Origin of the sequence: Sorangium sp. So ce1335 (assembly GCF_051521615.1) — a bacterium.
GTDB lineage: Bacteria > Myxococcota_A > Polyangia > Polyangiales > Polyangiaceae > Sorangium.
The window spans coordinates 10,749,963-10,769,719 of the sequence record NZ_CP150363.1; the positions used below are offsets into that span (position 1 = coordinate 10,749,963).

General features: G+C 72.8%; 16 protein-coding genes. 13 read left to right on the forward strand and 3 right to left on the reverse strand.

Going from position 1 to position 19,757, the window contains the following annotated elements; translation table 11 throughout:
- The first annotated feature begins 46 nt into the window (after positions 1 to 46).
- The 13 genes from WMF24_RS40225 (at position 47) to WMF24_RS40285 (ending at position 15,881) form a co-directional block, all read left to right on the forward strand.
- Entirely contained in the window at positions 47 to 1,138 is a 1,092-nt protein-coding gene (locus WMF24_RS40225) for a tyrosine recombinase XerC (RefSeq protein WP_437738910.1), read from the forward strand.
- Positions 1,135 to 3,447: a sulfatase-like hydrolase/transferase gene (locus WMF24_RS40230; protein ID WP_437732763.1), complete on the forward strand. Its 2,313-nt coding sequence runs from the start codon at positions 1,135 to 1,137 to the stop codon at positions 3,445 to 3,447. The genes WMF24_RS40225 and WMF24_RS40230 overlap by 4 nt, the downstream gene beginning before the upstream one ends.
- 887 nt (positions 3,448 to 4,334) lie before the next feature.
- Positions 4,335 to 4,793 carry a Na+/H+ antiporter subunit E gene (locus tag WMF24_RS40235; RefSeq protein ID WP_437732764.1) on the forward strand — a complete coding sequence of 153 codons (459 nt, stop codon included), beginning with the start codon at positions 4,335 to 4,337 and terminating at the stop codon, positions 4,791 to 4,793.
- Positions 4,786 to 5,058, forward strand: a complete 273-nt coding sequence (locus WMF24_RS40240) for a monovalent cation/H+ antiporter complex subunit F (protein ID WP_437732765.1) — start codon at positions 4,786 to 4,788, stop codon at positions 5,056 to 5,058. Before WMF24_RS40235 ends, WMF24_RS40240 begins: the two co-directional genes overlap by 8 nt.
- On the forward strand, positions 5,055 to 5,357 hold the full coding sequence (mnhG, locus tag WMF24_RS40245; RefSeq protein ID WP_437732766.1) for a monovalent cation/H(+) antiporter subunit G: 303 nt from the start codon (positions 5,055 to 5,057) through the stop codon (positions 5,355 to 5,357). The genes WMF24_RS40240 and mnhG overlap by 4 nt, the downstream gene beginning before the upstream one ends.
- Positions 5,354 to 6,310, forward strand: a complete 957-nt coding sequence (locus tag WMF24_RS40250) for a hydrogenase subunit MbhD domain-containing protein (RefSeq protein ID WP_437732767.1) — start codon at positions 5,354 to 5,356, stop codon at positions 6,308 to 6,310. Before mnhG ends, WMF24_RS40250 begins: the two co-directional genes overlap by 4 nt.
- Complete coding sequence (locus WMF24_RS40255) at positions 6,307 to 6,633, forward strand: sodium:proton antiporter (RefSeq protein ID WP_437732768.1); 327 nt, start codon at positions 6,307 to 6,309, stop codon at positions 6,631 to 6,633. Before WMF24_RS40250 ends, WMF24_RS40255 begins: the two co-directional genes overlap by 4 nt.
- Positions 6,630 to 8,072, forward strand: coding sequence for a complex I subunit 5 family protein (locus WMF24_RS40260; protein WP_437732769.1), 1,443 nt, complete (start codon positions 6,630 to 6,632; stop codon positions 8,070 to 8,072). Before WMF24_RS40255 ends, WMF24_RS40260 begins: the two co-directional genes overlap by 4 nt.
- Positions 8,069 to 9,559 (forward strand): proton-conducting transporter transmembrane domain-containing protein, encoded by a 1,491-nt coding sequence (locus WMF24_RS40265; protein WP_437732770.1) that lies wholly within the window; start codon positions 8,069 to 8,071, stop codon positions 9,557 to 9,559. Before WMF24_RS40260 ends, WMF24_RS40265 begins: the two co-directional genes overlap by 4 nt.
- Positions 9,556 to 11,307, forward strand: a complete 1,752-nt coding sequence (locus WMF24_RS40270) for a complex I subunit 5 family protein (RefSeq protein WP_437732771.1) — start codon at positions 9,556 to 9,558, stop codon at positions 11,305 to 11,307. Before WMF24_RS40265 ends, WMF24_RS40270 begins: the two co-directional genes overlap by 4 nt.
- Before the next feature lie 223 nt (positions 11,308 to 11,530).
- A complete protein-coding gene (locus WMF24_RS40275; RefSeq protein WP_437732772.1) occupies positions 11,531 to 12,184 on the forward strand; it encodes a hypothetical protein in 654 nt (217 codons plus the stop codon).
- A gap of 206 nt (positions 12,185 to 12,390) precedes the next feature.
- Positions 12,391 to 13,476 (forward strand): ATP-binding protein, encoded by a 1,086-nt coding sequence (locus WMF24_RS40280; RefSeq protein ID WP_437732773.1) that lies wholly within the window; start codon positions 12,391 to 12,393, stop codon positions 13,474 to 13,476.
- 14 nt (positions 13,477 to 13,490) lie between these two features.
- The gene (locus WMF24_RS40285) at positions 13,491 to 15,881 is read left to right on the forward strand and encodes a DUF5682 family protein (RefSeq protein WP_437732774.1); all 2,391 of its coding nucleotides are present in this window, start codon (positions 13,491 to 13,493) and stop codon (positions 15,879 to 15,881) included.
- A gap of 419 nt (positions 15,882 to 16,300) precedes the next feature.
- Here the strand turns inward: WMF24_RS40285 and WMF24_RS40290 are convergent, their stop codons facing one another.
- The 3 genes from WMF24_RS40290 to WMF24_RS40300 all read right to left on the reverse strand — a co-directional run bounded on the left by WMF24_RS40290 (position 16,301) and on the right by WMF24_RS40300 (position 19,736).
- The gene (locus tag WMF24_RS40290; protein ID WP_437738911.1) at positions 16,301 to 17,218 is read right to left on the reverse strand and encodes a transposase; all 918 of its coding nucleotides are present in this window, start codon (positions 17,216 to 17,218) and stop codon (positions 16,301 to 16,303) included.
- 718 nt (positions 17,219 to 17,936) lie between these two features.
- Complete coding sequence (locus WMF24_RS40295) at positions 17,937 to 18,851, reverse strand: hypothetical protein (protein ID WP_437732775.1); 915 nt, start codon at positions 18,849 to 18,851, stop codon at positions 17,937 to 17,939.
- A 213-nt stretch (positions 18,852 to 19,064) separates the two neighbouring features.
- Entirely contained in the window at positions 19,065 to 19,736 is a 672-nt protein-coding gene (locus WMF24_RS40300; RefSeq protein ID WP_437732776.1) for a hypothetical protein, read from the reverse strand.
- Positions 19,737 to 19,757 lie beyond the last annotated feature (21 nt).

Genomic DNA, 19,757 nt, shown 5'->3' on the forward strand with positions numbered 1-19,757 from the left:
CGAGTCTTTGCCTGCCGCCGCGTCCTGGTGGTAGGGCAAACCCGTGATGCACGCGCGGCGGAGCGGCGATCGATCCGGCGGGACCACGCTGGAGCAGGCGATCGCGCGCTTCCTCACCTACCTGACGGCCGAGCGCCGGGCCTCGCGCCACACCGTGGCCGCCTACCGGCGCGACCTCGAGCAGCTCGCGCGCTTCGCCCGCGAGAAGGCAGCCGCGGACGCCGACCGCCTTGCCGCGCCGTCACGTGGCAAGGCGAAGGCCGCGGCCAAGACCGCGCCCGCAAGCGACGCCCTCGCCGCGGGCAAGGCCGCGGCCGCAGGCGACGCCCCGGCCGCAGGCGACGCCCCCGGCGTGGACGGCCTCGACGTGCTGCTCCTGCGGAGCTGGCTGGGCTCGCTCGCGCGCACCCACGCGCCCGCGTCGATCGCGCGCAAGGTGGGCGCCGCCCGCGCCCTGCTCCGGTACCTGGAGCGGCGCGGCGAGGTCGACAAGAACGCGGCCGCCCAGCTCGCCCTGCCCAAGGTCCGCCGCCCGCTGCCCACCTTCCTCGACGTCGACGCCGCCGCCGAGGTCATGGAGATCCCCGGCGCCGACACGGCCGAGGGGCTGCGCGACCGCGCCATCCTGGAGACCCTCTACGGCGCGGGCCTGCGCGTCTCCGAGCTCTGCGGGCTCGACCTGGCCCACGTCACGCGGCAGCCCGACAAGGCGTCCATGCGCGTCGTCGGCAAGGGCGACAAGGAGCGGATCGTCCCGCTGGGCTCCCACGCCCTCGCCGCCATCGAGCGCTACCTCCAGCGGCGCGCCGAGCTATCCGACCCGACGACGGGCGCCCGCGACCCCCGCGCGCTGTTCCTGTCGCGCCGCGGCGCGCGCATCGGGGTGCGCCGCGTCCAGGCGCTCGTCCAGCGCTACGGCGCGCTCGGCGCCGGCCGCGCCGACCTCCACCCGCACGCGCTCCGGCACACCTGCGCGACCCACCTGCTCGACGGCGGCGCCGACCTCCGGGCCATCCAGAAGCTGCTCGGGCACGCCTCGCTCGCCACGACGCAGCGGTACACGCACGTCTCGATCGACCACCTGCTCAAGGTCTACGACGCCGCCCACCCCATGGCGCGCAAGCGGAGCCCCTCGTGAAGCGGACCCCGAGCTCGCCGGGGCACGCCGTCCCCACGCTGGCCCGCTCGTGGGCGGGGCGGCTCGCCAGGAGCGCGCTCGGCGCCAGCGTCTTCGGCGCCCTCGCCGCGTCGCTCGACGCCGGGTGGGCCACGGCCGGCACCGGCGACGACCCGGCGTTCCAGCTCGCGACCTACCTCGCCGACATCGGCGTCTTCGCGCCCGTCGCGCTCGCGGTCGGCCTGCTCGGCGGCGCCGCCGCCATCGTCGTCGACCCGTCGCGCCCGCCGTCGCCCGCCACGCTCGTCGCCTCGCTGCGGGTGCGCGCGATCGGCCGGCCCGCCGACATCGCGGCGTTCGTGCCGCTCGCGGTGCTCGCTGCGTTCCTCTGGATGACCCTGTGCGCGCACCTCGCCCGCGCCCTGCTCGGGCTCGAGGCCGCCCCCCTGCTCGTCGGCACGGCGATCGCCGCGGGCGCGCTCGGCCTCGGCCTCATCGCCGGCCTCGCCGTCCTCGCCCTCACCCCGCCGCTCCGGCGCACGCTCGCCAACGCCAGCGACGGCCGCCCTGCCTGCGTCGACCCGGCGGCCACCGGCGGCGTCGCGCTCGGCATCGCCGCGATCCTGTTCGCGCTCGGCGTCGCCACGGGCGGCGTCTCCGGCGAGGGCGGCTTCCTCGGCATCTACGGCGTCTTCAAGCGCCCCGAGCTCGACCTGCGCGCGCCGGCGATCCTCCTCGTCGTCGCGCTCGCCGCCTTCCTCGCGCCGGCCGCCATCCGGACGGTGCGCGCCCCGCTCGCGATCGTCCTCGCCGTCCTGCCGCTCGCGCTCACCGCGCGCGCCGCCACGTCGCTGAACGCCCAGCCCGCGGTGGGCCAGGCGCTCGAGCGCGGCGCGCCCGTCGGCGGCAAGAGCCTCGCGGTCCTGCGCCGCGCCGCCGACCGCGACGGCGACCGCGCGGCCGCGCTCTTCGGCGGCGGCGACTGCGACGACAGCGACGCGCGCGTCCACCCGCTCGCCGAGGAGATCCTCGACAACGGCGTCGACGACGACTGCACGGGCGGCGACCTGACCGCCGCGGCGCTCGAGAAGCTCGCCCCCGCCCCGAAGCCGCCGGCGGGCGCCGACGCGCGCGGGTCGTCCGCCGCGCGCGTGCCGCCGGACCTGAACGTCGTGCTCATCACGATCGACACGCTCCGCTGGGACCTCGGTTACGCGGGCAACCCGCGGCCCGTGTCGCCGAACCTCGACGCGCTCGCGGCCCGCTCGACGGTGTTCGAGCGCGCGTACGCGCTCGCGTCCTACACGGGCAAGAGCATCGGCCCGATGCTCATCGGCAAGTACGGGAGCGAGACCCACAGGAACTGGGGGCATTTCAACACATTCAGCGAGGAGGACACGTTCGTCGCGGAGCGGCTGAAGGGCGCGGGGGTGCGCACGATGAGCGTGCACGGGCACCGGTACTTCGGCCGCTTCGGCGGGCTGGACCGCGGCTTCGACGTGGTGGACATGTCCGCGGCGCCGCCCGAGGGCGCGCCCTGGGACGTCGACAACAAGGCGACGAGCCCCGCGCTGACCGACGCGGCGCTGCGGCTGCTCGGGTCGCCCGAGAACACGGGCGGGCGGTTCTTCCTGTGGGTCCACTACCTCGACCCGCACGCCGACTACCTGCGGCACGCCGACGTGCCGGGCTTCGGCGCGGCCACGCAGCGGGACCTCTACGACGGCGAGGTCGCCTTCACGGACAGGCACATCGGCCGGCTGCTCGACGCGCTCGCGGCGGCGCCCTTCGGCGGGCGCACGGCGGTCTTCGTGACGAGCGATCACGGCGAGGCGTTCGGGGAGCACAAGATGTTCCGCCACGGCTTCGAGCTCTGGGAGGAGCTCGTGCGCGTGCCGCTCATCGTCCACGTGCCGGGCGCTGCGCCGTCGCGGGTCTCGGCGCGGCGCAGCCTGATCGACCTCACGCCGACGATCCTCGACCTCATGCGGGTGCCGGGCCCTGGCGAGGGCGCGCCGGCGACCGACTTCCTGTCCGGCACGTCGCTCCTGCCCGACGTGTTCCTCGCCCCCGGCGACCAGGCCGAGGCGCGCGACGTGCTCATCGACATGCCGGCCGGGCCCTACAACGACGCGCGGCGGTCGTTCATCCGCGGCGACATGAAGCTGACGATCTCGGGCGGCGCCCGGTTCGAGCTCTACGACCTGGCGAGCGACCCGGAAGAGCGAAAGAACCTGTGGGGCACGCCGGCGGCCAAGGAGATCGAGCCGTACTACGCCGCGATGCGGGCGCGCCTCCGCGAGATCCGCGTGACCGGCGCGCGGAAGTGACCGGCCGGCGAGCGGTGCGCCGCCCGCGCGCCGAGGAAGCCGTCCAGGGACAGGCGACGTAGCGCCTGGACGTCCCTGACGGCGCCCCCCGTGTCCCTGACGGCGCCCCCCGTGTCCCTGACGGCGCCCCCCGTGTCCCTGACGGCGCCCCCCGTGTCCCTGACGGCGCCCCCCGTGTCCCTGACGGCGACCTCCGTGTCCCTGGCGGCGCCCCCCGTGTCCCTGACGGCGACCTCCGTGTCCCTGGCGGCGCCCCCCGTGTCCCTGACGGCGACCTCCGTGTCCCTGACGGCGACCTCCGTGTCCCTGGCGGCGACCTCCGTGTCCCTGACGGCAACGCCACCACGTCCCGTTGACGTGTTTCCGTGTCCCTGGCGGCGAGCTCCGTGTCCCTGACGCGCCACCTCTCGTCCCTGGCGGCTCTCTTCGTGTCCCTGACGGTTCACTCCCGCGCCCTGCCGCTCCCGTTCGAGCTGCGTGCGCTCTCTCGGCCAGGATGTCCGGCGTCCGCTCACGTCTCACGTCCATTCCGGAGCGACGCGGTGGCAGTGCGGGATTTGGGGAACCGCCAAGGCGCCAAGGACGCCAAGGCGTCTTAACAATTTTGCGTTCTTGGCGCTCCTGGCGTCTTGGCGGTTCGCTCCTCTGCGGCCTGTCTGCGGTAAGCACCGCGCCACCAGCGCTGTCTGACCTCCTGCGCCGAGGGCCCCAAGGCCCGTTGACGTCACGGGCTTCCCACCTAGCTTCTTCCGGAGGCGTGTCGCGCGCGCTGCGACGACGACAGGCCCAGCGTGGATGAGGGGGAGGGGCCAACGAAGACCGAGATTCTCCACAAAGTCCGGGACCGCCTCGGCGCAGGGGGCCTTCGATCGTTGCCAGTCCGAGCGTTGGTCCTCGCCGGCGTTTGGTGGGCGCTGACCGAGGGAGATCGCGCGGGGCTCGCCTTCGGCGTGCCGGTGGTGCTCCTGGCCCTCTTCGCGAGCGCGTGTTTGCCCTCGCCCTCGCCTCGGTGGAGCCCGCTCGGCCTGCTGCGGTTCGCGCTGGTCTTCCTCATCGGCTCGCTGCGCGGCGGGATCGATGTCGCCCGCCGCGCGCTCGCGCCGCGACTCTCGATAACGCCCGTGATGATCCGGGTTGCGCTCCGCCTGCCCGCGGGCCCGGCCCGGCACCTCTTCATTGGAACGATGAACATGATGCCCGGGACGTTGAGCGTGGATGTCGACGGCGATCAGGTCGAGATCCACGCCCTGATCGACACGGGTGATGCGCTCGTCGGGCAGCTGCGGGCGCTGGAGGGGCATATCGCTCGCGCCCTGGGCGAGCGCCTGGAGCGTTCCCATGCATGACGTGAGGACCGGCGTCGCCGTGTTTCTCTTGCTGAACGTCCTCGCCGGCCTCGTGCGGGTCGCGCGAGGCCCCACGCTCGCCGATCGCATCCTCGTCGCTCAGCTCTTCGGCACGACCGGCGTGGCCGTGCTCCTGCTCATGGCCGAGGACCAGGGGATGTCGGCGCTGCGCAACGTGGCCCTGCTCTTCGCCCTGCTCGCGCCGATCACGGTCGTGGCGTTCGTCAAGCACGCCTTCGGACGGTGGACAGGGGGCGGCTCGTGAGGATCGTGGACGTCGCCTCCGGCGCGCTCTTCGCCGTGGGCGCGTTCTTCTTCTTCGCGGGAACGGCGGGGCTCCTGCGGTTTCCGGACGTCTACACGCGGCTGCACGCGCTGACGAAGGCGGACAACCTCGGACTCGGCTTCGTCGCGGCGGGGCTCGCGCTGGAGGCCGGCGAGCTCTCGGTCGTTCTCAAGCTCGGGCTCACCTGGGGCCTCGTGCTGCTCTCCAGCGCCGTCACCTGTCACCTGATCGCGAGGGCCGCATACCACGGCGGAATCCGACCCTGGAGGGAGCCGTGAGCGGGGTCGACTGGGCGATGGACGGGATCCTCGCGTGCGCCCTCCCCTTCCTCTCGTGGCGGGCCCTCGTGACCGATGATCCGCCGAAGGCCGTCGTGCTCTTCCTGTCCTTCGGCCTCCTCTCCGCGCTGGCCTGGGCGCGCCTCGGCGCCCCGGACGTCGCCCTCGTCGAGGCGGCGGTCGGCACCGGGTTCACGGGCGCCCTGCTCATGAGCGCGCTCGGGTGGATCGGCCCGGCGGAGCAGGCGCCGCCGCCCGCGTCGCGTCACCGGCGAGCATGGCTCTCCCTGCTGCTCGCCGGGCTCGCCCTCCTCCTCGGCGCGGTCGTGTTCTCTCTGCCCGATCCGAGCCGTGGCCTGAGCGATGAAGTGCTCAGCCACCTCGCGCCGGCCGGGGTCTCCTATCCCGTCACCGCGGTCCTCCTCAACTTCCGCGGCTACGACACGCTCCTGGAGATCGCCGTCCTGCTCCTCGCGGCGATCGGCGTGCAGGCGCAGCTCCGGCCGGCGATGGAGCTCGGCGATGCCGCCCTGGCCGGGCCCATGCTCCCCGCGCTCGTACGCCAGCTCATCCCCAGCATGATCCTGGTGGCCGGCTATCTGCTCTGGCGGGGCGCGATGGCGCCCGGCGGGGCGTTTCAGGCGGGCTCGATCCTCGGCGGGGGCGCGATTCTCCTGCTGCTCGCGAGGACGGTCCCACCCCCCTGCATGTCGTCGACCGTCGTGCGAGCGGCCTTGCTCGTAGGCCCGGCGTGCTTTCTCGCCGTCGCCGTGGCGCCGCTCCTCGCCGGTCGGCATGTGCTGGAGTACCCGCCCGCGTGGGCGGGGACGCTGATCGTCTGCGTCGAAGCGGCCCTGACGATCTCGATCGCCATGATCCTGGCGATGTTCTTCCCCTCCACGGGGCGCCTCGATCGCACGGGAGAGCAGGCCCGCCAGGAGGACAGGACGTGAGCCCGTGGATCCTCTATGCCCTCTCGGGCGTCGTCGTCATGGCCGCGGCCCTGTACGGGCTGTTCTCCACCGGATACCTCCTCAGGAAGGTCATCGCGACGAACCTCGTCGGGAGCGGCGTGTTCCTGTTCCTCGTGGCGCTGGCGCGGCGATCTTCCTCCGGCATCCCCGATCCGGTGCCCCACGCGCTGGTCCTGACCGGGATCGTCGTGTCCGTGAGCGCGACGGCCCTGGCCCTCTCCCTGGCGAGGCGCCTCGGCGGCGCGGCGGAGGATGCCCCCGGGCCGCCCGCGTCCGCCGAGACAGAAGCGGATGAGCCATGAACACCGAGCTCGCCTGGGCGGTGATCATCCCCCTGATCGGCGCCGTCCTGTGCTTGCTCTCCGGTCCGCGCGGCCAGCGATGGATCGTCGGCGCCACGAGCCTGGGTACGCTGGGCGCCGCCTCCGCCGTCGCGTGGTCCGTCAGCCGCAGCGGCGCGCTCCGCCACGCCGCGGGCGGCTGGGGCGCGTCGCTCGGCATCGATCTGCGCGCCGACGGCCTGGCGGCGGTGATGCTGCTCGTGGTCGGCGTCGTCGGCGCGCTGACGAGCGCCCAGGCCATCCGGGATCCGCCAGCCGGCCCTCGCCCGGGAGGCGGGTTCTTCTCGCTCTGGCTCGCCGCGTGGGCGGCCCTCAACGCCCTCGCCATGTCGGCCGACGCCTTCAACCTGTACGTCGCGCTCGAGCTGACGACGCTCGCCGCGGTGGGGCTCGTCACCGCCGGCGGCAGCCGAGAGGCCACCGCCGCGGGGTTGCGTTACCTCCTCGTCGCGCTCCCGGGCTCGCTCGTTTACCTGCTCGGCGTCGCGATCCTCTACGGGATGTACGCCACGCTCGACCTGAGCGTCCTCGGCGCGCGGCTCGCCCCGGCCCCGACGGCGTGGACGGCGCTCGCGCTGATGATCGTCGGGCTCTGCCTCAAGGCCGCGCTCTTCCCGCTCCACGCGTGGCTCCCCCCCTCTTACGTGACCGCGAGGTCGACCGTCAGCGCGCTCGTCGCCGCGCTCGTCGGAAAGGGCTCGTTCTACGTGCTCTTGAGGATATGGCTCGACGTCCTCCCGGCGGAGGCGGCGCCCCGGGCCGGCCAGCTCCTCGGGGCGCTCGGGGCCGCGGGCGTCCTCTGGGGCTCGCTCCTCGCGCTGAGACAGCGACGGCTGAAGGCGCTCACCGCCTACTCGAGCGTGGCGCACGTCGGATATCTCTTCCTGTTCTTTCCGCTCGACGTCCCGGGCGCCCTGTCGGGCGCCGTGTACCTCGCTGTCTCGCACGCCGCCGCCGCGGCTTCCCTGTTCCTCTCGGCCGGCGCGGTTCATCGCACGCTCGGCCACGACGAGCTCGATGGGCTGCAAGGCCTGGCCCGCCACCGCCCGGTCACCTTCTTCTCCCTGGCGCTCGCGGGCGCCAGCCTGATGGGGATGCCGCCGAGCGGCGGATTCGTGGCGAAGTGGCTGCTCCTCCGCGCGTCCATCGAGCGCCGCAACGGGTGGCTCGCGGCCGTGATCCTGGTGGGCGGGCTGCTCGCCGCCGGCTACGTGCTCCGGGTCCTTCGCGGCGCGTTCCTGCCGCTGCCGAGCGAGGTGCGCCTCCGCCCGCTCCGGCGCGGCGCCGAGCTCGCGGCCCTCGCGCTCGCCCTCCTCGCGCTCCTGCTCGGCGTCGCGCCGAAGGCCCCGCTCGATCTCCTCCGCGCGGGGCTGCCGCTGCGCGTGGGGCTTTCGTCATGAGCCTCGACGACGCGATTCCCCTCCTCGTCATCCTGAGCTCTCTCGTGCCCGGGATCGTCATCTTCCTGCTGGCCGAGGAGCAGCGTCGCGCCCGGACGGCCCTGAACCTGGCCTCGGCGGTCGTGAAGCTCGCGCTCACGGGCGTCCTCGTCTGGGGTATCGGGCAAGGCCGGCGCTACGAGACGCGCCTGCCGTTCCTCCCCGGCGCGGACCTGCTCCTGCGCGCCAGCCCTTTCAGCATGCTCTTCGTCACGCTCTCGGCGGTCCTCTGGCTCGTCACGACCGTCTACGCCGTGGGCTACCTGGAGGGGTCGCCGAACCGCAGCCGCTTCTTCGGCTTCTTCTCGCTGAGCGTCTCCTCGACGATGGGCGTCGCGCTCGCGGGCAATCCCCTCACCTTCCTCGTCTTCTACGAGATGCTCACCCTCTCCACGTACCCGCTCGTCGTCCACCGCGGGACGAAAGAGGCGCTCCGCGCCGGCGACCTCTATCTCCGCTACACGATCTTCGGCGGGGCGTTGCTCCTCGCGGGCGTCGCGTGCCTGTACGCGCTCGTCGGATCCATCGAGTTCACCGAGGGGGGAGCGCTCCCCCGGCCCGCGCCGCAAGACAGGTACGTCTTCATCGGCGTGTTCGTGCTGCTGATAGGGGGCCTGGGCGTGAAGGCCGCCCTGTTCCCGCTGCACGCATGGCTTCCCGTGGCCATGGTCGCGCCTGCCCCGGTGAGCGCGCTCCTCCACGCGGTCGCCGTCGTCAAGGCCGGAGCGTTCGGGATCACGCGCGTCGTGTACGACGTGTACGGGGTCCACCTCGCCCACGAGCTCGGCGTGATGGGGCCCCTCGCGGTCGTCGCCGCGACGACGATCCTCTACGGCTCTCTCAAGGCCCTCACGCAGGATGGCCTCAAGTCGCGGCTCGCCTATTCGACCGTCAGCCAGGTCTCCTACATCACGCTCGGCGTGGCGGCGGTCGGCACGCTGTCCACCATCGGTGGCATCGTCCACCTCGTCCACCAGGGGTTGATGAAGATCACGCTGTTCTTCTGCGCCGGGAACCTGGCCGAGGAGCTCGGCCTCCACAAGGTGAGCGAGCTGCGCGGCGTGGGCCGGCGGATGCCCTTGACCATGGGCGCGTTCACCCTGGCGGCGCTGGGGATGATCGGCGCGCCGCCGCTCGCCGGGTTCGTGACCAAATGGTACCTCGGGGTGGGCGCGCTCGAGGCGGACCAGCCGTGGATCGCCGGCGTCCTGATCCTCAGCAGCCTCCTCAACGCCGCCTACTTCTTGCCGATCGTCCACGATGCGTGGTTCGGCAAGCCCGCGTCGCCCTGGCCGGAGGCGCCGGGCCGCGCGGAGACGAGGCCTTTCTTGCTGTGGCCCACGCTGGTGGCCGCCGCGCTCTCCCTCGCTGTCGGGCTCTTCGCCGGCGCGCCGCTGAGCCCCCTGGCATGGGCCAAGTTGATCGCCGCCCGGGAGTTCAGGCCGTGACCCTCGACGGCCTCGCCGCCGAGGCGACGATCGCGGCGTTCGCGTTCCCCCTGCTCCTCGCGGCGGGGATGCCGAACCGCTTCCTCCGACCCCTCGCGGCGGCGCTCGCCCCCTGGGCCGCCTTGCCGGCGCTGATCCTCGCCGTCGCCCTGCACGGTCGCGCGACGATCGTCTCGAGCGCCGCCGTCCTCGGGATGCGCCTCGGGTCCGCAGGCACGGTGACCCGGGGATTCCTGCTGCTGACGGCGTGCCTGTGGCTCGTCTCCAGCCTCTTTGCCCGAGCGTACCTGGCGGGCGATCCGCATCGCCCTCGTTTCTGGGTCTTCTTCCTCGCGACGCTGAGCGGGAATGTCGGGCTCGTCCTCGCAGAGGACGTGGCGAGCTTCTATCTGTTCTACGGCCTCATGACCTTCGCCGCGTACGGGCTGATCGTGCACGATGGAACCGGCGCGGCGCGCCGGGCCGGCCGGGTCTACATCGTGATGGCCCTGCTCGGCGAGATGTCGATCCTGGGCGCGTTTCTGCTCATCGTGGGCGCCGACATCAACGTTGCGCTGCAGGACGTCCCTCGCGTTGTGGCCGCCTCGGCGACCCGGGAGCTCGTCGCTGCCCTTGTCCTCGTCGGGTTCGGGGTCAAGGCCGGGGCGCTCTTCCTGCACATGTGGCTGCCGCTCGCGCACCCGGCGGCGCCGATCCCGGCGAGCGCGGTCCTGAGCGGCGCGATGATCAAGGCGGGTGTCCTCGGCTGGCTGCGGTTCTTGCCCCTCGGCGCCGCGGCGCTGCCCGCCCACGGATCGGCGTGCATGGTCGCCGGGATCGCCGCGGCGTTCTTCGGTGTCGCGCTCGGGCTGACGCAGCGGGAATCGAAGACGATCCTGGCCTACTCCAGCGTGAGTCAGATGGGCTTCATGACGGCCGCGCTCGGCGTCGGGCTCTCGAATCCGGGCGCCGCTCCCGCGGTGGTGGCGGCGATCCTCTTCTACGCGATGCACCACGCCCTGGCGAAGGGAGCGCTCTTCCTCGGCACCGGGGTGGCCAGGGCGACGGGATCTGGCTGGCCGGGGGGCCTCGTGGCTCTCGGCCTCTCGTTGCCGGCCCTGGATCTGGCGGGGGCGCCGCTCTCCAGCGGCTCGCTCGCGAAGATCTCCCTCAAGGACATCGTGGCGCAGGCGCCCTGGGGAACCACGTGGTTGCCGTGGTTGCTCTCCGCCGGGGCCGTGGCCAGCACGCTCCTGATGATCCACTTCGTGCGTCGCACCCTCCCGCGCTCGGCGGAGCGGCTCGTTCCCGGCGCCGGGCTATGGGTTCCCTGGGCGTCGCTCCTCCTGCTGGACGTCGTCCTTCTCGTGAGGCCGCCCATCGCGCCGGCGGATCTCGGGCTCCTCGTTGCCCCCGGCACGCTCTGGGCCGCGGCCTGGCCGGTGCTCGCGGGTGCCGCGATCGCCGCTGCCGGCGGACGGCTGCTACGCCGGGGCCCACGCGTCCGCGTGGAGCTCCCACCGGGGGACCTGCTCTATCCGATCGACGCCGCCCTGATGAAGCTGAAGCGGGTCCTGCTCGCGGCCCGGGGCGCGTGGGCGAGCGTGGATGTCCAGCAGCGGGGCGCACGGCTCGTTCCGATCGGGCGGCTGTCGGATCGCCTGCTCGGGGCCGTGGAGAGGGGCGAAGTGGCCCTCTCCGCGTTCGGGGCGATCGGCCTGTTGTTCCTCCTCCTCGCCGTCCTCGTCGCGGCCGCGCAGCGCTTCTAGTCCCGGCTCGGGCACGTTTCCCGTGGGCGCGCAGGCTCCGTCGATGACGGTTTCCTGGCCGGGCTGCGCCGAGGAGAGGAGATCGCTCGCCTGGTTGCCGGCGGCGCGATCGTGCTCCGCCGGCGCGCGTCTGCCGGGCGTTTTCCGGGAGCTTGCGCGCAGCGCAGCGGCCAGCACGTTTCGGTCGCGGAGGACGGGACGCTGCCTCTGATACGCTGCGATCATGGCAAAACACACATTCTTCAGCTTGTGGTTCGTGGCCGCCGCGCTCGTGGCGGCCGGGTGTAGCGACGACGACGGCGGAAACAACGGCGCCACCTCGGGGCCGGGCTCCACGAGCAGCTCCTCGAGCGGCATGGGCGGCGGCGGCGGCGATGGCGGCGGCGGCGGCGGCGATGGAGGGGCGCCCGGCGACAAGGATCCTGCCGAGGTCACGTCGGCCGATGATTGCTTCTACGACGGCGCCGGCGGCGCCAACGCGTTCCGGTGCTCGGCCGCGACGATCGAGCTCGCCGAGCCGGTCCCCGTCGCCGCGCTGACGTTCACCGTCGAGACCAGCGAGGGCGACGTCTTCGATGCCGCGAGCCAGGACGAGCCGATCGGTGTCAGGGTCGTCGTCGACGAGGGCGGCGGCGCGGGAGGAGGAGGCGGCGCCGGCGGCGGGTCGGGGGCGGTCGCGACAGCGCTCGTCGTCTACGTCGACAGCCCGCCGCCGCACTACAGCCCGACGTGGATCGACGTCCAGGTCCGCGCCGACGGTGAGGTCGTTGGCGAAATGCGCTTCGAGGATCTCAAGTACGCCTGCGTCGCGCAGTCGTCGGACGACTGGTGCTGGGAGTCCGAGCCGGTCTCCCTGCCCATCAGCGCCGCGGAATGAGCGCGTCGAGCGGCGCGCGCCGCGGCGGAGAACGCATGTCGCGCGCTCTCCCGCGGCCTCGCCGCGCCGCGCCGCCGCGGGCTCGCGGATGAGCCGAGAGCGGCCGTGACGCGCCCGCGCTGGCGCCGTGGCGCGCCCGCGCTCGCCCCCGGCGCCGCTCGCCAGGCTCTCCCCCCGCCCCGTTCTGCGGTAGCCTCTCCCGCCCCATGAGCGACCTGCGCCAGCCCGCCGAGACCAGGTACGAACACGAGCTCGCCGCCCTCGCGGCCGAGGACACGGCGCCGAGGCCGCCCGGGTGGCGGCTCTCGCCGAGGGCCGTGGAGACCTACATCCTCGGCAGCGACAAGCCCGTCGGCGGCGTCGCGATCACGCCGAAGTACATCGGCGATCGGTCGCTCGTGCAGGTCGCCCTCGCGACGCTCGCGTCGGACCGCGCGCTCATGCTCGTCGGCGAGCCAGGCACCGCGAAGAGCTGGCTGTCCGAGCACCTCTCCGCGGCCATCAGCGGGACGAGCGCCCTCGTCGTCCAGGGGACCGCGGGCACGAGCGAGGAGCACGTCAAATACGGCTGGAACTACGCCCTGCTCCTCGCCGAGGGGCCGTCGCAGAAGGCGCTCGTGCCCTCGCCCATCCTCCGCGCCATGCGCGACGGGCGGTTCGCGCGGTTCGAGGAGATCACGCGCACCTCGTCGGAGATCCAGGACGCGCTCATCTCCATCCTGTCGGAGAAGCAGGTCGCCATCCCGGAGCTCGATCAGGTGGTCTCGGCGCAGCGCGGGTTCAACCTCATCGCCACCGCCAACACGCGCGACCGCGGCGTGAACGAGATGAGCGCGGCGCTGAAGCGGCGCTTCAACTTCATCACCGTGCCGGTCGTCGACGACCTGGAGCAGGAGATCCGCATCGTGCAGAAGCGCGAGGCCGAGCTCCGCGGCGACTACCAGGTCGGCGTCGAGCCGCCGGCGGAGCTCGCGAAGCTGCTCGTGACGCTGTTCCAGGAGCTCCGCGCGGGCGTGACGAAGGACGGCAAGACCAAGGTGAAGACGCCCGGCTCGGTCCTGTCGACCGCGGAGGCGATCAGCGTGCTGTTCAACAGCGGGATCCTGGCGCAGCACTTCGGCACGGGGAAGGTCACGGCCGACGACCTGTCGCGGTCGCTGCTCGGCGCCGTGAGCAAGGAAGGCGGCGACGACCTCAAGGCCGTCCGCGAGTACTGCGAGACCGTGGTCAAGGGGCGCGCGGGGCTCTGGAAGGAGTTCTACGCGGCGTCCAGGAAGCGGATGGCGCCCTGACCGAGGGAGACCCGATGGACCTCGACCGGCTCGCCGCAGTCCACCTCTTCCCGGTGCGCCACCACTCGCCGCGCTCCAGCGCGACGCTGCGCGCCTACCTCGACGAGGTGCGGCCGAAGGCGATCTTCGTCGAGGGGCCGAGCGACGCGACGGCGCTCCTCGAGGCGCTCGTCGACCCGAAGACGGTGCCGCCCGTCGCGATCCTCGGCTACCGGACCGACGGGGAGCCCGCGTCGTCGCTGTGGCCGTTCGCGGCGTACTCGCCGGAGTACGTCGCGGTGAAGTGGGCGTTCGAGCACGGCGCGCGCGTGGAGCTCGTCGACGTGCCCGTCGGCATGACCCTCGCGCCGTTCGAGGGCGCCACGGTCGGCCACGACGACGCCGAGGACCCGGGCGGCCACGAGGGCGAGGGCGAGGCGGGGCGCGGGGAGGACGAGGGCGAGGCGGGGCGCGGGGAGGACGAGGGCGAGGCGGGGGCGCAGGAGAGCATCTACGAGGCGTGCGCGCGGGCGCGGGGGTTCCGCTCGTTCGAGGAGTTCTGGGAGGCCTCGTTCGAGGCGCCACGGTACGAGCCAGGGGCGTTCCGGGAAGCGCTCCTCGCCTACGCGGACCTCGCGCGCGGCGACGGCGAGCGGCTGGTCCACCGGGCGCGCGATGCATACATGGCGCGGCAGATCCTCGAGCGCATGGGGGCGGACCTCGCCCCGCACGAGGTCGCGGCCGTGCTCGGCGCGGCCCACGCGGCGGCGTTCGCGGCGCGCGACGTGGATCCCGCGCTGGAGGCGCGGCTGCCAGCGCCGGTGCCGTGCGCGGTGACGCTGATCCCGTTCAGCTTTCCGCGGCTGTCCGAGCAGCTCGGCTACGGCGCGGGCAACCGAGCGCCGCAGTACTACCAGCGCGCGCACGAGGCGGGTGGAGATTTCCGGCGCGCGACGCTCGAGGTGCTCATCGACTTCACCGAACACCTCCGCCTGCGCGGCTTCATGGCGTCGCTCGCCGATACCATCGAGGCCTTCCGCCTCGCGGTCGCGCTGGCAGAGCTCCGGGGGAAGGCAGAGCCGGGGCTCGACGAGGTGCGCGAGGCGACGATCGCGACCATGTGCCGCGGCGACGCGACCCACGTTGACGGATTCCTCTGGCCGGCGGTCATCGGGCGCAACGTCGGTCGGGTCGGAGGCCAGCTACTCGGGAAGAATTCGCTCCAGGAGGAATTCTGGCGCGAGGTGCGCGAACGCAGGCTCCCCGCCACCGACGCGCCCGAGTCGTTCCGGCTCTCGCTCACCAACCAGGTTGAGGTCGGCACGAGCGTCCTCCTGCACCGGCTCCGGATCGCGAAGATTCCTTACGCAGCGTACGCCGGGACACGAAGAGCTGGAGGCGCGGCGCGATCCCGCGGCCAGGCGGCGCAGGTGGTGCCGCCGGACGAACTGCTCGGGCAGCTCAGCGAGACGTGGGAGGCGCAGTGGACGCCGGCGACCGACGTTGCGCTTGTCGAGAAGATCGTGCTCGGCGACACGCTGGAGCAGGTGGCGACACGGCTGCTCGAGGAGGACCTCGCGGCGTGCCACACCACCGGTGAGGCCGCGGACGTGCTGCTGAACGGCGTGCTGGCGTCGAGCGCCCGCGCCGTGGGCGCCGCGCTGCGCGCGTGCGACGAGTTCGCCGCGGGCGACAGCGATCTCCCGTCGCTCGCCCGGGCGTGCCGGGCGTTCGCGGGGCTCGCTTCGTTCGGGTCGTCGCGGTCGCTGTCGTCGCTCGGCGATGGGGTGATCGCGCCGATGCTGGAGAAGACGTTCGCGCGCGCGGTCCTGCGCGTCCACGGGGGCAGTACGGGGAGCGACGAGGCAATCGCCGCGGCCAAGGAGGCGCTGCGCACGCTGCACGACGTGGCGCTGTCGCAGCCGATCGTCGACCGCGGGGCGTGGCTCGATGCCGCACGGGGGCTCGTGGACAGCGAGGCGGTGAACCCGACGACGTCGGGCCTCGCCTGCGGATTGCTCTACCTGGCGCAGGCGATCGACGATGCGGAGGTGACGCGGGTCGTTGGCCTGCGGCTCGGGGGCGCGGCCGCGCCGGAAGCGGCGGCGTCGTTCCTGGCCGGATTTCTGGAGGTGAATGCGCTCGTGCTGGTAAAGAGCCGCCACGTGGTCGAGGCGCTCGACGCGTTCCTCGGGGGGATCGCGCCGGAGCGCTTCAGGGATACGCTGCCGGTACTCCGGCGCGCGTTCGCGGGGCTCGGCGCGACAGAGCGGCGGTACCTGCTCGAGAACGTGCTCGCGGCGCGGAAGCTGGGGGATAAGGCGCGCGCGGCGCAGGCGGTGCTCCTGGAGAAGGATCGGGAGAGGCTGAAGGAGATGAGCGAGGACCTCTCGCAGGCGATGGACGACCTGGACGAGCTGCTCTGAACGACCTGCTCAACGACCCGAACCAGGTTGAATGACCCGAACCAGGTTGAGGTGAATGACCCGAACCAGGTTGAGGCGAATGACCCGAACCAGGTTGAGGCGAATGACCCGAACCAGGTTGAACGACCCTGGAACCAGGTTGAGGATGAAACGACCCGAACCAGGTTGAGGATGAAACGACCCGAACCAGGTTGAGGAGACGGGACGGAGGAGACGACCCGGACCAGGTTGAGGATGACCCGACCCGTGATTCCGCCCCGAACCGGGTTGAGCAGCGGACCGCATCAGGCCGAACGAACCGACCCAGGCTGAGATCTGACTAACCTGCATTCTAAAGAGGCACGTCCCCATCCGGACGCGTCGATGCCACGCCCACCCTACTCCCTGGCAGTCTCGCCGTCGCAATCCCGCGCGCAGCTCTACACCACAAGCACCACGTCGTTCACGCTGGCGCCGTGAAACATGCGCATCCACCACGTCCCCGCGGGGAATACGGCGCTGCGTACCCCCGCACGCCAGCGTTCGAGCGCCGCGCGGTACGCCGCGCGGAACGCCCGCACGGCAGCAGCGGCTTGCCATGCGCCCCCCTGCTCACGACCCACTGCAAAGGTTGGATTGCGGTCGCGCAACGCCTCGAAGCTTGTGGCACGCCGGTAAGGCGAGACGTTCCTGGCGCGCTCGACGCCCAAGAAGCGGAGTCCTTGCCGCTCCACCTCCGCATGGGCCCGCGCTTCTTGCCGCTCGATCTCGGCCGCAACCTCGCGCCGAAATGCCTCTGCGGTGCCCTGCTCGATGGTGGGCGGCAGCGCAAGCGGGAGCGTTGCTTCCTCGGGCCACTGAGGGTTTTCCGGGTCGAGATACGCCGACGGACGGGCAGCGTGTAGCATGCCATGGCCGATCTCACCCACTTCTACCTTGACGCCCGGCCACTCCCTCGCATGGCGTACGAGGCCAGCGGCGACGGGATTCACAAGGGCATAAGCGATCTTTTCCACGACTGCCGCGCGCGTCAGCAGCCGCACCGCGCTCGTGACCTCATGATCCCATACAGGCCCTTCCCACTTCCGCAGCACCTTCGTACCGAGTGCCACGATGCGATGAAAGAACTGCAAGAAGCGCGGCAGGACGCCCCTCACATCGGTCACGACGAGGTGCAAGTGCGTCGACATGGCGCAAAGGGCATGCACCTCGACGCCGTAGCGGTGAGCGGAGACAGCGAGGGCATATACCAAGAACTGATTCATGGCTGCATCGGGACGAAGGAGGAGGTGCCGACGCAGAACGCGACGGGTGATCAGGTACGTGGCGCCGGGAGCGATCTCGCGAGGCTGGCTCATGGCAGGATCACGTAGACAAACACTGCGCCATCCATTGGCGTGAATCATTTCAACAACTTACCCGGCCACGTGGGTGGCGGATGCTGCTTTTCGCCGGTTTCCGCCATGCTGGACCGACGGCGTCGGGCCCGTCCGTCACCCGAACCTTTGGTTACCCCCTGTTACCCTAACCTGGTTACCCCAACCTTGGTCGGTTCGACCTCCGGCCTCAGCGCCCCCGACCTAGGTCGGATCGTCAACCTGGGTCGGGTCACCTCGCCCCTTCGGGTCACCTCAACCTGAGTCGGATCCGCCTCGTCAACCTGGGTCGAGTCGGATCAACCTGGGTCCGGTCGTAGTCACCTGGCTCGCCTTCAGGTCAGCTCGGTCCAACCCAGGTCGGGTCGTGGGTCGTGACCCGGGTCGGGTCGTGACCCGGGTCGGGTCGTGGGTCGTGCAACCCGGGTCGGGTCGTGGCTCCACCGCGGCTGCAACCCGGGTCGGGTCGTGGGTCGTGCAACCCGGGTCGGGTCGTGCCACCGCGGCTGCAACCCGGGTCGGGTCGTGGCTGGTCCTCCACGGGTCGGGTCGTGACCCGCCCGGGTCGGGTCGTGCCAACCCTGGTCGGGTCGTGGCTGCAACCCGGGTCGGGTCGTGCCAACCCGGGTCGGGTCGTGGGTCGTGCCAACCCGGGTCGGGTCGTGGGTCGTGAACCCGGGTCGGGTCGTGGTGGCTCAGGTCACTCGTCCTGGCCGGCTCGCGACCAGCCGCCGAGCTTGACGCCGGGCGTCTGCGTCAGGAACGCCTGCACCGCGGGCGGCGGCGCCACCCACGCGGCGAGGCGCCCCGGGCCCCGCGGGATTGGCACCGTCGCCGAGCGCGAGTAGGAGCTCCACGCGCCGTCGCTGCAGGCATAGCAGACCGAGCGCGCGAGCTGCGCGGTGAGCCGGAGCGCCCCCCGCGCGTCATAGACCGGCGCGACCTTCACGAGCTGCGGGGGGTCCTGCTCTCGCCGCTCGGCGTCCGGGTCCTCCTCGTCGAACATCGCCTCGGCCGCGCGCTGCAGCGACGGCACGCCGGACACCTCGGCGACCAGGTCGACCACCGCGCCGCGCTCGGCGTCCCACACCGTGAACGCCGCGCTCTCGGAGCCGTGCGCGCCGCAGAGGTCGCTGTACGTGCGCTCCTCGATGAACAGGTACGGTCCCACGCTCCCGATCACCGCGGCGCTGTGCTGAAACACGTTGCTCTCGCCCTGGTCCGGCGCCGAGATCACCGCCTGGCGCTCGCCGCCCCCGTGCAGCACGAGCTCCGCGTCGGTCGCCGTGCCCTCGCCCGGCGCGCGCGTGTCCCCGTCCCAGAGCTCGCAGGGCGCGGTCTCCACCTCCTTCGCGCGCGCCTCCCAGCGCCACGCCCCGCGCCGGGTCGCCACGACGATCCCGGGCTCCTCGCGGAGCACCGCGCCGCCCTCGGCGACGTGCCACGTCAGCTGCGGCCCATCGCCCGTGCTGCCCCAGACCAGGACAACGCCGGCCGCCTCGGCGTCGCCCGCCGCCTCGGCCTCGGGCGAGCGCGGGGCGGGCGCGAGCTGGATCTCGGTGGTAGCGGCGGGCGCGGGCCGCGGCCGGGCGGCACAGCCGGAGATCAGCGCCATGGAGACGATCAACACAGCAGTTCGGGAGCGCAGCATGCGGAGCCGGAAGAGCATGGTGTGTGCCGCGGAGCGCTGCCAGGAAAGCCCGCGCCGCGCGCCGCCGGTGTCGCCGCGCGCCCACGCCGCGTGGCACGCGGGCCCCGTCGCCGCCTTGTCGCCGACGCGAGCAGCGGCGGCGACGGCTCGTCCCCCGCCTCGACGACCGGCCGAGCCTCAGGTGCCGGGACGCGAGCGCGCCCGGCGCAGGAGCTCCCGCTGCGCGGCGTTCAGCCGGATCCCGGGCCGCCGCAGCCGGAGCCGCGCCTCCATCGCGTCGACGTCGGCGGCGAGCTCGCGCTCCAGCAGCAGCGCGGTCGCGAGCGTCGCCGATCGGCCGCGGCCGGAGGCGCAATGCAGGTACACGCCGTCGACGCCCCGCAGCCGCTCGAGCAGCTCCCGGAGCCGCTCCACCTCGGGCCCTGTGCCGTCGAGCGTGGGCACGCAGAGGTACCCGGGGTGGCGCCGCACCGCGGCGGCCGCCGGAAACTCGGCCGTCATGTCCACGACCAGCCGCACGCCCGCGGGCAGCTCGTGGGCCAGCGGCCGCCGGCCCACCCAGACCCCGGGCGCAACCTCGTTGGCGCAGTCCGCCCGCCCGAGCGCCCGCTCCGCGCGCCAGATGGCCCAGGCCAGGAGGAAGTACGGACCGAGCAGGACGAGCGCCCACGCAGCCTGCGTGCCGTCCGGCCGCTTGCCCAGCAGCGCGGGCCGGCGCCCGAGGTACGCGGCGCCGACAAGGCCGAAGCTCAGCGCCGGCCAGAGCAGGACGAGCGCAGCCCCGCCGGCGAGCGCGGCGAGCGCGGCGAGCGCGGCGCTCAGGGCGAGGAAGGTCAGGCCGTATCGCATGCAGCGGGAGACGTCTGCTCG

What these genes read in the sequence shown, in the direction of transcription:
- WMF24_RS40225 (WP_437738910.1), top strand. Translation starts at nt 47, where the DNA reads ATGCACGCGCGGCGGAGCGGCGATCGATCCGGCGGGACCACGCTGGAG.
- WMF24_RS40240 (WP_437732765.1), top strand. Translation starts at nt 4,786, where the DNA reads ATGCATGACGTGAGGACCGGCGTCGCCGTGTTTCTCTTGCTGAACGTC.
- WMF24_RS40260 (WP_437732769.1), top strand. Translation starts at nt 6,630, where the DNA reads ATGAACACCGAGCTCGCCTGGGCGGTGATCATCCCCCTGATCGGCGCC.
- WMF24_RS40265 (WP_437732770.1), top strand. Translation starts at nt 8,069, where the DNA reads ATGAGCCTCGACGACGCGATTCCCCTCCTCGTCATCCTGAGCTCTCTC.
- WMF24_RS40275 (WP_437732772.1), top strand. Translation starts at nt 11,531, where the DNA reads ATGGCAAAACACACATTCTTCAGCTTGTGGTTCGTGGCCGCCGCGCTC.
- WMF24_RS40280 (WP_437732773.1), top strand. Translation starts at nt 12,391, where the DNA reads ATGAGCGACCTGCGCCAGCCCGCCGAGACCAGGTACGAACACGAGCTC.
- WMF24_RS40285 (WP_437732774.1), top strand. Translation starts at nt 13,491, where the DNA reads ATGGACCTCGACCGGCTCGCCGCAGTCCACCTCTTCCCGGTGCGCCAC.
- WMF24_RS40290 (WP_437738911.1), bottom strand. Translation starts at nt 17,218, where the DNA reads ATGAGCCAGCCTCGCGAGATCGCTCCCGGCGCCACGTACCTGATCACC.
- WMF24_RS40295 (WP_437732775.1), bottom strand. Translation starts at nt 18,851, where the DNA reads ATGGCGCTGATCTCCGGCTGTGCCGCCCGGCCGCGGCCCGCGCCCGCC.
- WMF24_RS40300 (WP_437732776.1), bottom strand. Translation starts at nt 19,736, where the DNA reads ATGCGATACGGCCTGACCTTCCTCGCCCTGAGCGCCGCGCTCGCCGCG.